At 61.2% G+C, this 12634-nt stretch carries 11 protein-coding genes; 9 read left to right on the top strand and 2 right to left on the bottom strand.

All coding sequences use genetic code 11. The annotated features are described in order from the left end of the window. Nucleotides 1-89: 89 nt before the first annotated feature. The 3 genes from glf to HMPREF1261_RS01285 all read left to right on the top strand — a co-directional run bounded on the left by glf (nt 90) and on the right by HMPREF1261_RS01285 (nt 2517). Nucleotides 90-1286, top strand: coding sequence for a UDP-galactopyranose mutase (glf, locus tag HMPREF1261_RS01295; RefSeq protein WP_023029686.1), 1197 nt, complete (start codon nt 90-92; stop codon nt 1284-1286). Between the two features lie 62 nt (nt 1287-1348). Then, nucleotides 1349-1564, top strand: coding sequence for a hypothetical protein (locus HMPREF1261_RS01290; RefSeq protein WP_023029685.1), 216 nt, complete (start codon nt 1349-1351; stop codon nt 1562-1564). Nucleotides 1565-1587: 23 nt separating this feature from the next. Then, entirely contained in the window at nt 1588-2517 is a 930-nt protein-coding gene (locus tag HMPREF1261_RS01285; RefSeq protein ID WP_023029684.1) for an alpha/beta hydrolase, read from the top strand. A 102-nt stretch (nt 2518-2619) separates the two neighbouring features. Here HMPREF1261_RS01285 and HMPREF1261_RS01280 read toward each other — a convergent pair whose 3' ends face one another. Together HMPREF1261_RS01280 and HMPREF1261_RS01275 are read right to left on the bottom strand one after the other, a co-directional pair. After that, on the bottom strand, nt 2620-3372 hold the full coding sequence (locus HMPREF1261_RS01280; RefSeq protein ID WP_023029683.1) for an aminotransferase class IV: 753 nt from the start codon (nt 3370-3372) through the stop codon (nt 2620-2622). Further along, the gene (locus HMPREF1261_RS01275) at nt 3369-5219 is read right to left on the bottom strand and encodes a chorismate-binding protein (RefSeq protein WP_023029682.1); all 1851 of its coding nucleotides are present in this window, start codon (nt 5217-5219) and stop codon (nt 3369-3371) included. The genes HMPREF1261_RS01280 and HMPREF1261_RS01275 overlap by 4 nt, the downstream gene beginning before the upstream one ends. A 166-nt stretch (nt 5220-5385) precedes the next feature. Between HMPREF1261_RS01275 and HMPREF1261_RS01270 the strand changes: the two genes are divergently transcribed. The 6 genes from HMPREF1261_RS01270 (at nt 5386) to HMPREF1261_RS01245 (ending at nt 12455) form a co-directional block, all read left to right on the top strand. Continuing rightward, nucleotides 5386-5973, top strand: a complete 588-nt coding sequence (locus HMPREF1261_RS01270; protein WP_023029681.1) for a three-helix bundle dimerization domain-containing protein — start codon at nt 5386-5388, stop codon at nt 5971-5973. A gap of 140 nt (nt 5974-6113) precedes the next feature. Beyond that, nucleotides 6114-8066: a glycosyltransferase gene (locus HMPREF1261_RS01265; RefSeq protein WP_023029680.1), complete on the top strand. Its 1953-nt coding sequence runs from the start codon at nt 6114-6116 to the stop codon at nt 8064-8066. Further along, complete coding sequence (locus tag HMPREF1261_RS01260) at nt 8056-8568, top strand: phosphatase PAP2 family protein (RefSeq protein WP_005285243.1); 513 nt, start codon at nt 8056-8058, stop codon at nt 8566-8568. The genes HMPREF1261_RS01265 and HMPREF1261_RS01260 overlap by 11 nt, the downstream gene beginning before the upstream one ends. Then, a complete protein-coding gene (locus HMPREF1261_RS01255; RefSeq protein WP_023029679.1) occupies nt 8565-9545 on the top strand; it encodes a decaprenyl-phosphate phosphoribosyltransferase in 981 nt (326 codons plus the stop codon). The genes HMPREF1261_RS01260 and HMPREF1261_RS01255 overlap by 4 nt, the downstream gene beginning before the upstream one ends. A 56-nt stretch (nt 9546-9601) precedes the next feature. Then, nucleotides 9602-11296, top strand: coding sequence for a hypothetical protein (locus tag HMPREF1261_RS01250; protein ID WP_023029678.1), 1695 nt, complete (start codon nt 9602-9604; stop codon nt 11294-11296). Nucleotides 11297-11435: 139 nt separating this feature from the next. Beyond that, entirely contained in the window at nt 11436-12455 is a 1020-nt protein-coding gene (locus tag HMPREF1261_RS01245; protein ID WP_023029677.1) for an alpha/beta hydrolase family protein, read from the top strand. Nucleotides 12456-12634: the final 179 nt, after the last annotated feature.

The following is a 12634-nucleotide window of genomic DNA, read 5'->3' as shown; positions in this document are numbered from 1 at the left end:
TAGTGATGCTACGAGTGTGACAACTGTGAATCTTGTTGCGACACGCCGATGACCCGTGTTCCTCGCTGGCGTGCAATAAAGTGGGAGCCATGACTTCTTATGACCTCATCGTTGTTGGTTCCGGATTCTTTGGTCTGACCGTTGCGGAAAGGGCCGCTAGCCAGCTGGGAAAGAAGGTGCTCATCGTTGAGCGCCGCGAGCACCTGGGCGGCAATGCCTACTCCGAGGCGGAACCCACCACCGGAATTGAAGTGCACAAATACGGCGCGCACCTCTTCCACACCTCCAATAAGCGCGTGTGGGAGTACTGCAACCAGTTCACCGATTTCACCGACTACCAGCACCGCGTCTTTGCCATGCACGATGGCACGGCCTACCAATTCCCCATGGGGCTGGGGCTTATCAACCAATTCTTCGGCCGTTATTACTCGCCCGATGAGGCCCGCGAACTGATCAAGGACCAAGCCGGCGAATTCTCTGTGGATGAGGCCAAGAACCTGGAGGAAAAAGCCATCGCGCTTATCGGCCGCCCGCTCTATGAGGCGTTCATCCGCGACTACACTGCCAAGCAATGGCAGACCGACCCCAAGGAACTGCCGGCCAGCAATATCACCCGCCTGCCGGTGCGCTATACCTTCAATAACCGCTACTTCAACGACACCTTTGAAGGCCTGCCCGTCGATGGCTATGCGGCGTGGCTAGAAAACATGGCGGATCATGAAAACATCGAGGTCCGCCTGGACACCGACTGGTTCGATGTCCGCGAGGATCTGCGCGCTGAGTCCCCGGAAGCCCCGGTTATCTACACCGGCCCGCTGGACCGCTACTTCGACTTTGCTGAAGGCGAGCTCGGCTGGCGCACCTTGGACTTCGACCTCGAGGTCCTCGATACCGGTGACTTCCAGGGGACCCCGGTGATGAACTACAACGATGCCGATGTGGACTTCACCCGCATCCACGAGTTCCGCCACTTCCACCCAGAGCGCAAGGACCGCTACCCCTCCGATAAGACGGTCATCATGAAGGAGTACTCGCGCTTTGCCGATAAGGGCGATGAGCCGTATTACCCCATCAATACGCCGGAGGACCGCGCCAAGCTGGAGGCGTACCGCAAACTAGCCGCCCAAGAAGCCAAGGAGAACAAGGTGTTGTTCGGCGGCCGCCTGGGCACCTACCAGTACTTGGATATGCACATGGCCATCGGCGCCGCGCTGTCCCTATTCGATAATAAGCTCGTGCCCTTCTGGAACGAGGGCAAGGCCATCGAGCAAGAGCGTGGACACTAAGAGCTGCTAATCCGCCCTGGGCACGCTATGCTTAGTCACCTCACAGGTTAGGAGGTGACGGCATGGCGCAACGCAAGAAATACACCAAGCCCGGGCACGCGGACCGCAGCATGTGGAAGATGTCCCCGGAGCGGCTCCAGGAGCATTTGAAACTGCGCAGCCGCGCAACGCGCATTCCCGATAAGAAAAAGCAGCAAGCAAAGAAGGCCTGCCGGAACACCCGGCGGGCCTTTCCGCTATCCAACCCAGCTATGATGAGTGCTCGCATCGCTTACTAGGTGCAGTACTGGAAAGTATTTTTATGGTGTTTATTCAGCCCGAAGCCCAAAAATTCCTCGAGCTGAACAGGGATGCCTCGCAGCTGGACACGCGCACCCCAGAGGAAAACCGTTCCACCCAGCTGAAAACGGCATCGGCGTGGGGCAAGAAAACCCCGATGGCTTCCGTGTACGAGACCTCGGTGCGCGGTGTCACGGTGCGGGTTTATATACCACAGGAGCCCGCGCTTTCCGATGCCCCACCAGCAGAGCCTGCCTTCATCTTCTTCCACGGCAGCGGCTGGGTGCTGGGGGATTTAGAGACCACGGATACAACCGTGCGGGACATTGCCGCAGAATCGGGAATCATCTGTATCAGCGTGCACTATCGCCGTGCACCGGAACACCCCTTCCCAGCACCACTAGATGATTGCCGTGCAGTAGTAGACGGGGTGTTACAAGGAGAACTGGGGATTGGCATCGATCCAACGCGCGTTGCCGTGGGCGGAGACAGTGCGGGCGGCAATATCGCAGCGGTGATTGCACAAGAACTGCGCGATAAGCTGGCTCATCAAGTGTTGATCTATCCCGTCATGGATTTATCCACCTTTGACACGCAATCCCATTCGGATTTTAGTGACGGCTACTACCTCACCCGGCGGCGCCTTAACTATTTTTATGATTCTTACGCGGGCACCGCAGACCGCACGGATATCCGCATGTCTCCCGGCAGGAATGGCTATCTGGCGGGGCTGCCTCCAGCGACGGTGATCACCGGTGAACTTGATCCGTTGGTCTCTGAGGTAAGTGACTACGTTGGGCGGATGCTCAATGCGGGAAATGTAGTGAGCTCTATTGAATTTAAGGGCCAAGTCCATCCGTTCGTCCAGATGGGCGGGATCATTTCGGATGCGTTGGTTGCGCGCACCATTATCGGCAGCGAATTAAAGCGTGCGCTGCGGGGCCGAGGCTAAAGGCCGCGATCTGCCCGAGCTAATAGAAATCTCGGCGTGAACACTCAACACAACACCCAACACTCAACACAACACTGCACATGTTGAGTGTTGTGTTGAGTGTTATGTGTAGTGTTCACCCATAGTTTCGGAACTAAAACCCTGCCACCACCAGTTTTGCCAGCTTGCGGCCTCCGGGTGCGGCGGCGGAGTGATGGTGCCGTGTGGTGTGTGTATGGAGCTGACGGGGCTAATGCCGTGCAGTGAGTTGATAAACCACAGGGGACATTCCGCAGCGAGTGCCGGGGTCAACGGGCGCTGCGCGGTGGAAAGCCCTAAGTCTTCGCAGCGGTGCAGGACCTGGCGCAGGGTCACGCTGGGCAGGCGCACGCCGGTGGGAAGCAGGAGGGTGTCGCCGTCCCAGGCGATGAGCGCGCCGGTGGTGGTTTCTGCGATAGCGCCGTGGGCATCGACAATCGCGGTGTCATCGGTGCCGCTTACCTGATACTGCTCGCGGTAGGCGGCCAGGGCGGGCAGGTCCGGGCCTTTAACTAGAGGCTGTGCGCGGGGATCGGGGGCCTTAGCATAAGTAAGGCGCGTGTGGGCGCGCGGGGCCGGGGCAGGCCGGATATCGAGGTATAGGTTGCCGGCTATGAGGGCGATGCGGGGGAAAAGCTCGCCGCCTGAAAGCAGCTCCAGCATGGCGGGGACGAAGCCGGCGGGCAAGGCTCCAGCCACGGATTCGAAGCGCTTCAGGTGGAGCTGGAGGCCGTGCGTGCGGCCTTGCGAATGGCGCCAGGAATCGGCCACGGTGCAGGAAGCGGTTGGTGGGGTGCAGGGGATAAAGGCGCCGTCGCGCCAGATATAGGAGCTCATGACCACGCCCCTATGACAGATTGGGCCTTGAGATTTCTTTCGGCCAGCTCGGCTGCGGGATCGGAATCGAGGACGATGGCCCCGCCGGCGCCGACGGTGACCTCGGAACCCGCGCGCACCGCGGTGCGGATGACCACGCTGAAATCCGCCTCGCCGGAATAGCCGAGGTAGCCCACGATGCCGGAATAGACGCCGCGGGGTCCGGCCTCGAGGGCATCGATAATCTGGCAGGTGCGCAGCTTCGGCGCGCCAGTCATGGAGCCGGGCGGGAAGGCGGCGCGGATGGCATCGAGCGCGGTGGCACCGGGGCGCAGCTGGCCGGTAATCGTGGAGACGAGCTGGTGCACGGTGGCGTAGCTTTCCACGTTCATCAGCCCTGGAACGCGCACGGTGCCGGGCTCGCACACGCGGGATAAATCGTTGCGCAAAAGGTCCACGATCATAAGGTTCTCGGCGCGGGTCTTGGGGTCATCGCGAAGCAGGGAGGGGTCCTGGTGGGCTGGAATGGTGCCCTTGATGGGCTTGGCCTCGACGCGGTTATCGCGCACGCTGAGGAAACGCTCGGGCGAGGCGCTGCAGATTTCCACACCGTCGAATATCAGATGTGCCGCGTACGGTGCCGGGTTGTGCCGGCGCAGCGCCGCATAAATATCGCCGGTCGCCTGCGCGGTATAGGTATCGGTCAGGCATACCTCGTAGCTTTCCCCGGCGTGCAAGAGCTCTTGGGCGCGCTGGATGCGGTCCAGATAGTCGGTGGTGCGCCAGGCACCCGCGCTTGCCGATGCCGCCCCCTCGCTTCCCACCTGCCCGCCTTCCAGGGCTTCCTCCAGCCGGTCGAGCAGGCTCTGCGCGCCGTCGCCGTCGAGGCAACACAGGTGCGCCACTTGCCGGTGGTGATCGTAGACGAGGAAGGACTGCGGCCGGATGAAGTAGGCATCGGGATAAGGCGAGCGGTGGCGCAGCTGGATGGGCAGGGTAAGCTGCGCGCATTCGTAGCCCAAGTAACCGATTACCCCGCCGGTAAACGGCAGATCCGGCGCGTCAAAGACCTGCGTGGATAGCTCGCGCTCGAGGGTGGTGAGGATATCGGGGGCATCGCCAAGCCGGTAGCGAAAGGAGCGGCTAAGCGGACCGGTGGCATCGCCAAGAATGCTATAGCGCCCGCGCGCGTCGGCGGAGTCCAAGAAGAAGGCGTCGTTGCCGTCTGCCTGCAGCGCCGCGAAGACCCGTGGGCAGTCAATCGCGCCGGGGACCTCGCGGTGGAGGAGGCGAAAACCGCCGAGGAAATTGCGTAGCAGGGTCGCGCCGTGCTGGGTGAGTACCGATTCGGGGTGGAATTGCACGCCCCAATGTGGCAGACCATCGACCTTGAGGGCCTGGACGGTGCCGTCTTCGCTGCGGGCGTGCACGGTGATGCCGGGGGTTGGCTCAATGTGTAGCGAGTGGTAGCGCACCGCCTGAAAATCCTGCGGGATGGTGGCAAAAATCCCCTCGCCGGAGTGGCTAATGGTGGATACGAAGCCGTGGCGCGGTTCGGGCGCGCGGCGTACGCGGGCGCCGGCGAGCATCGCCAGACCCTGGTGGCCAAGGCAGACGCCGAGCAGGGGAATTCGCGCTGCGGCGGCCGCCTCGATAACGCGCCGGGACATGCCAAAGTCGTTGTCTTCCTCCGGGGTTCCGGGGCCAGGGGAGATAACCACGTGGTTGAACTCGCCGGCGCGCACGCGCTCTGGGATGCCGGCGGCCTCGCCCGCGGGAATGACGAGGGGCTCGGTTCCAGAGACCTCTGCGATGAGGTGCGCGAGGTTAAACGTGTACGAGTCGTAATTATCAATGAGCAGGATCATCAAAGGCAGAGTCTATAGCCCAGTGCGCCCCACGCGTAACTTGCTCCACGCGAGGGCTAACTACTGGGTTATGACCAACCAATTGACGTATGTCACACCGCGTTGTAAAGTTAACTTTAAGTTAACAAAAAGCAAACGGGGAAAGAATCCAGGAAAGGGGATAACAATGAACCAGTTTGAAACCCTCCGTCATGACCTACATACCAAGTACGGTCACGGATATACCCGTGCTGACATCGATGCGAAGCTGGACGAGGTCATCGCCAAGCACACCGCCAACGCCGGGCTCGTGGAATTCATCCCCGTGCTGGTAGAGCGCGAGGTGCGCGAGTTCTTCGGAGCCCACCGCATCCACGTTCGCTTCGCCGCGGGCAATAACCACGCCCTGGCCAAGGCCGCCGCGGACCTCACCAAAAAGCACGCGGGGGAGGCGCTCTACGTCGATACCGCCGCCGCACACCCGGAAAATGACGGCAATGACCACTTAGCCCACGTCATGAGCGAGCGCGGCATGGGCCAGGCTCCCAAGAAGTACCTCGAAGAGGTGCGGACCGTGGCCATGCCGGATTACATCGTTTACCTGGGCCGCGAGGTCGAGCGCGATGAAGCCGGCAAGGACATCAAGATCTGGGACATCGCTCCGGCTGAGACCGTTGAGCAGGCCCGCGAGCTTGCCGATGACCTAGAGGCCCGCGTCTACTACATGCTGAACAAGCTGGGCATCGACCCGGTAACCGAGCGCGTGAGCGCATAAGGTGCCTCATTAACCCTGGGCCGAGGAGGAATTCCTCGGCCCTTCTTTTATTGTCCGCGTGTAAACCCGAGCAGTCGCGCGAAAACAACTACGCTAGGTCGCTGACTACTGTTTAAATCGTTTGGAGAATCGAAGCAATCGTGACTGCCAACAACACCACGGCTTATGAGCCCCTGCAGCGAATCTTGCTGCCCAAGCGCGGCGAACCCTTTGACGTACGCATGCTCTACCTCATCGAGGCGGAGCAAAACCGCGAGCGCTTGAGCTGGACAAACCGGACCGCCGTGACCATCCCGGCCGGCGAGGAAGCCTCCTTTGAAACCTACTTCAACGCCTTCCCAGCCTCCTACTGGCGCCGCTGGTCGCAATTGCGCTCGGTGGTTCTAAGCCTGGAGATCGAGGGTCAGGCAAATATTTCTTTGTACCGCTCCAAGCAGGATGGCCAGCGCATTTCCGTGGCCAACCACCTCGTGGGCACCGGCCACCACGAGTTTGAGCTGCCGCTCAAAAACTTCGAGGACGGCGGCTGGCTGTGGTTCGATATCACCGCGGAAAAGGAAACCACCTTAGCGGATGCTGCCTGGTGCTCCCCGCAGGCCCCAGCGGCGCAGACGCTTCCCGATGGCACCGAGCTCGCCCCTTCCGAAAAGCGCGTCGCCGTTGGCATCCCCACCTTCAACCGCCCCACGGACGCCGTCGCAGCCCTGCAGGCGCTGGCAGAAGATCCGGTGGTGGATGAGATCATCGACTTCGTCCTCATGCCGGACCAGGGCAATCAGCACCCGGCCGATGAGCCCGGATACGACGAGGCGGTAGCGCACTTTGGCGATCGCTTCCGCGAATTCCGCCAGGGTAACCTCGGCGGTTCCGGCGGTTATTCCCGCATCATGTACGAGGCGCTGGAGAACACCGATTCGCCCTTCATCTTGTACATGGACGATGACATCGCCATCGAACCGGATTCGGTGCTGCGTGCCGTCCAGGCTGCACGCTACGCCGCCAGGCCCATCATCGTGGGCGGGCAGATGCTCAACCTGCAGGAGCGTTCCCAGCTGCGCACCACCGGTGAGCAGGTCAATCGCTCCGATTTCATGTGGGGCGCCGCCCCGCACGCCGTGTATGACCACGACTTTGCCAAGTACCCGCTGCGCGCCATTGGCACGCCAGAAACTCGCTTGGATCCAAAGAAGTACGATTCCCGCGACCTACACCGCCGCGTGGACGTGGAATATAACGGCTGGTGGATGTGCCTCTTCCCGCGCGTGGTGGCAGAGACCAACGGCCAGCCACTGCCGCTCTTTATCAAGTGGGACGATACCGAGTACTCCCTGCGCGCCGCCCGCAATGGGTTCCCAACCGTGACTTGGCCAGGCGCGGCCATCTGGCACATGGCCTGGGCGGATAAGGACGATGCCATTGACTGGCAGGCCTATTTCCACCTGCGCAACCGCCTGATCGTGGCCTCGCTGTACCACGATGGCGCAGTATCTGGCATTACTAGGTCTATCTTTAAATCCACGCTCAAGCACACTATGTGCATGGAATACTCCACCATGGCCATCCAAATTGAGGCCATGAAGGACTTCCTTGCGGGGCCAGACCGCCTCTTCGATATCTTGGATACCTCGTTGCCGCGCATCGCGGAGATCCGCAAGAACTACTCGGATGCGGTCATCATCGAATCCGCGGATCAGCTGCCAGCGCCGACCGGCGCGCCCGGCGTTCCCACCCGCAATGTGGGCGGCCGCCTGGGCAAGGTCAAAAAGCTGCCGTGGGCGGCCAAGGGCCTTAAGCACCTGCTGAGCAAGGAGGATCCGGCGCACCACGCGGCACCGCAGCTGAACCTCACCCCAGAAGAGGCGCGCTGGTTCACTCTGTCCCGCCTGGATTCCGCCACCGTGTCCACGGCCGGCGGCACGGGCGTAGCCTTCCGCAAGCGCGACCGCGATTTGGCCAAGGAGCTTATCGCCGAAACCCGCGGCCTACTAAAGGAAATTGAAGAAAACTTCGATGACCTGCGGGCGCACTACCGCGCCGCGTTGCCGGAATTGACTGCGCGGTCCTCCTGGAAGAAGGTTTTTGATGCCCAATAAGCTTTCCATCGCAGAATCCCGCGTCCTGGAATCCATCCAGAACGCCGCCTTTGACGTGCCGGGCGTAGTGCCCACCGCCCGCGGTTTAAGCCACCTGGGTGAGCACGCCCTGGGCTGGATGGGCAGCGCGGCCCTCGGGGCCAGCCTGGACAAAAAACGCCGGGAAGGTTGGGTTCGGATCGGTGCCGCAGCGTTTACCGCGCATGCGGCAAGCGTGGTGCTCAAGCGCATCGTGCGGCGCAAGCGGCCCGACTATTCCTACGTGCGCGTTGGGGTGAAAACCCCCTCGCGCCTGTCCTTCCCGTCCTCGCATGCCACCTCCACCACCGCCTTCTTGGTGGGCCTTTCCCGCCTGACGGGGTCCAAGGCCCCGCTCGTGGGAGTGCCGGTGATGATGGCATCGCGTATGGTGCTCGGGGTGCATTATCCAACCGATACCGTCGCGGGCGCAGCCATTGGCGCTGCCACCGCGCGGGCAATGACGAAGGAGAAAGACGCATGAGTGAGGCTGAAAATCAGCACTTTCTCTATTCGGAGCCGCATACGTCCGGCGTCGATACCGGCCGCAAGCGCAAGCCGCCGAAGAATTTGGTCGATGGCATGGTCAAGGCCCTGCGCCCGAAGCAATGGGTAAAAAACATCCTCGTGCTGGCCGCGCCCGCCGCGGCCGGTGCGGAGTCGCTCTTTCACGGGCGCGTGCTTGTCGATGTCCTCCTAGCCTTCATCGTCTTCTGCCTCGGCGCCTCTTCCATCTACCTAATCAATGACGCCAAGGATTGGCGCGAGGACCAGGAGCACCCGACTAAGCGCTTCCGCCCGATCGCCTCGGGCGTGCTGCCCATCAAGGTGGCCTATGTCATGGCCGTGGTGCTCGTTGGCCTGTCCATCGGGCTGTCCTTCTTGGCCACCGCGGGGCTAGAGCTGGCCATCGTCATGGCGGTCTACATCGCCCTGCAGCTGGGCTATTGCTTTGGCTGGAAGCATATTCCGGTCATCGATATCGCACTGGTCTCTTCCGGATTCATGCTGCGCACCATGGCCGGCGGTGTGGCCGCCGATATTGAGCTTTCGCAATGGTTCTTGCTGGTCGCCGCCTTTGGCTCGCTGTTTATGGCCTCCGGTAAGCGCTATGCCGAAATCCTGCTGGTGGAAAAGACCGGTGCGAAGATCCGCAAGTCCCTGCAGGGCTATACGCCGACCTACCTGCGCTTTGTATGGACGCTAGCGGCCACCGCCGTGGTGGTCTTCTACTCCCTGTGGGGCTTTGAGCTGGCGAATGCCGCAACCTCCGGTGGCGTGTGGTACCAGATTTCCATGGTGCCGTTTACCATCGCCATCCTGCGCTATGCCGCCGACGTGGACCGCGGTCAAGGTGGTGCGCCGGAAGAAATCGCGTTGGGGGACCGCACCCTGCAATTCCTCGCCATCGCCTGGCTGGCTTGTATCGCCATGGCCGTCTACGTCATGCCATTGGTCTAGGCAGCGGCGGATTTTCGATGTAGCAAATTCCGATCGGACTGATACACTCGATCCTCGTGTTTAACACCGATAACAAGGCCCTCGCGCGCTGGAGCATTCCGGCCTCGGCTCTTGTCATCGGTGTTTTGTCTTTGTGGGGCGGGTTCGCCCGCCGCTGGATTTCCGATGACGGGCTCATCGTCCTGCGCACCGTCCGTAACCTAGAGGCCGGCAACGGGCCCGTATTCAATGTGGGCGAGCGCGTGGAGGCCAATACCTCCACGCTGTGGCAATACCTCATCTTAGCCGTGCGATGGGTGAGCAATGCGGAACTCGAATCCATCGCCATCTACCTCGGGCTTCTCCTTGCGGTCGCGGCGATGGTGGTGGGCACGTGGGCATCGGCAAGCATGCACTCCGGCATCGTGCTTCCGGCCGGTGCCTTGGTCTATGTGGCGCTGCCGCCGGCGCGTGACTTTTTTACCTCCGGCCTGGAATGGGGCCTGTGCCTGTTTTACCTGGCCATGCTGTGGTGGCTGCTGCTGCAGTGGGCGCGCCCGCACCGCCACGCGCGCGGGAATTCCGCCGCGTACTGGCTAGCCTTCTGGGCCGGGCTGTCCTGGCTCATCCGCCCCGAACTGGCGCTGTACGGCGGCATCGTTGGAATCGTGCTGTTGATTTCCACGCGCTCGTGGAAGGTGCTGGCCATCGCCCTGCCACTGCCCTTGGGCTACCAGATTTTCCGCATGGGATACTACGGCCTATTGACCCCGCATACGGCGGTGGCAAAATCCGCCAGCGGCTCCGAATGGGGAAAGGGCTTTACCTACCTCGGCGATTTCATTGGGCCCTACTGGTTGGTGCTGCCGCTGGTCGTGCTGGTGGTAGCCGCACTCTGGAAGGCTGAGCTGCGCCCGCCGCAGCTGCGCTCTACCGCAAGCGCCGTCTACCTCTTTGTCGGCACCGCGGTGCTGCACACCCTGTATGTCCTGCGCGTGGGCGGCGATTTCATGCATGGGCGCATGCTGCTTTTGCCGCTTTTTGCCGCGCTGCTTCCCATTTTTGTGGTGAACCTGCGGGTATGGGTGGCTTCTGTCGCTTGCGCCGTGTGGGCGATTATCGTTGCGCTGCGCGGCCACCCGGTGGATCCAGCCGTCTATGACAGTGATATTTCCATTGTGGATGAGCGCGATTTTTGGACCCACACTACGCGGATGGATGAACCGCCCCGCCACGCCGAAGAGTTCCTGCGCAGTGAGATGATGCACGGCTATAAGGACGCGATTAAGGAGCTGGAGGATGGCGATGCCATGACCTTCCGCTACCTGCAAGACGATGGCAGCCCCTCCTGGTTGGCTACCGAGGGGGATCCTTCGCGCACGGATCCGCCCACGGTGTATTACCTCAACCTGGGGCTTACCTCCATGAATGCTCCGTTGGATGTGCGCGTGCTCGATGAGATTGGCTTGAGCAACCCGTTGGCCGCGCGCCAGCCCCGCATCGAGGGCGGCCGGATTGGCCACGACAAGAGCTTGGGGATGCCGTGGCAGGTGGCGGATTCCGCGGCCGATATTGATTCCGTGCCGTTCTGGATTGATAAGGATGCGGCTCGCAAGGCCCGCACCGCGCTTAACGATGCCGATTTTCAGGAACTCTTTGCCACGTACAGGGATCCCTTAACTTGGGGCCGTTTCTGGGAAAATATTAAATTTTCGCTGACAGGGGCAAGGACGCTTTCCTTCTCTTCCGATCCGGGGTCTTACCTGGACTGATGGGGGAAGATGCAACATTTGGCCCGGGAGTGCATTAGACTGCTTGCTAGTTAGGCTTTCGCGTCGGGATGTTAACGGTTCACAGATTCCGAGCGATAAAGCTAAGTGACAATTACCAAATACTTTGTGAAGGAGAAAGATGACTGCATCTATTAGGGGTCGCGTCCTTTCGGTCATCATGGCAGTCGCCGTAGCGCTGGGTCTTGCCGTAGTGGCAGGCGGCACCCAGCAGGCGCACGCAGCTCACCGCGATTTCTTGCGTGCGGACAATACTGGCACGTGCGAGTGGGACCAGGTGGGCTGGTGGGTCCAGCGCTGCGATGTGTGGTCTCAGGCGATGGGCCGCAATATCCCAGTGCAGATCCAGCCCGCAAAGAATGGCGGCAACGCTGGCCTGTACCTCTTGGACGGACTGCGTGCGACCGACCGCACCAATGCGTGGGTCAATGACGTCAATGCGGCACGTACCTACGAGCCGCACAATATCACCCTGGTCATGCCGGTAGGCGGCGAGTCCTCCTTCTACGCTGACTGGCAGGCACCCGCTAAGTACGACCCGAACGAGCCGGTCAACTACAAGTGGGAGACCTTCCTGACCAGCGAGCTTCCCGCCTACTTGGAGAGCAACTTTGGTGTGGCCCGCAATAATAACTCTATTGCTGGCCTGTCCATGGGCGCTGGTTCTGCCTTGACCTTGGCCGCAAAGCACAATGACCAGTTCCGCCAGGCGCTGTCCTTCTCTGGCTACCTGACCACGACGGTGCCGGGCGCGCAGACCTTCATGCGCTTTGCCATGCTGGATGCCGGTGGGTTCAACATCAACGCGATGTACGGCTCGCTGTTTAACCCGAAGCGTTTCCAGAATGACCCCTTGCTGCTCATCCCGCAGCTGCGCAATACCGATGTCTACATCTCCGCCGCAACCGGTATCCCGGGCGACCTTGACCGCCAGCGCTACCTCCCAGAGCACCAAGCAGCCGGTGCTGCCCTTGAGGTCGGTTCCCGCATCACCACCCACGTCTGGGAAGGTGCTGCTCGCCTGCAGGGCCTGAACCCGACCGTGGACTACCCGGCACAGGGTCTGCACAACTGGCTGCAGTTTGGCTACCAGCTGGAGAAGTCGAAGCCGCAGGTTCTCAACGTTATGAACGCTTGGTAAAAGCCGCTTAACGCTTTCGTCCCCTACCTTGTGGTAGGGGACTTTTGCGTCTGTAATAGGGCTCTTGAGTTCAGAGGGTCGTTGCAACACTTTCCCTTAGGAGGGTGTTGTTGTGCCTGGAGTTGTGGGCCCGTTTCATTCGTTGTCTGAGTCGGATCGTCGTGGCTTGGTGGCCATGG

This window comes from Corynebacterium sp. KPL1818, assembly GCF_000478135.1.
GTDB classification, from domain to species: Bacteria; Actinomycetota; Actinomycetes; order Mycobacteriales; family Mycobacteriaceae; genus Corynebacterium; species Corynebacterium accolens.
This window is presented reverse-complemented; position numbering and strand designations above follow the sequence as displayed.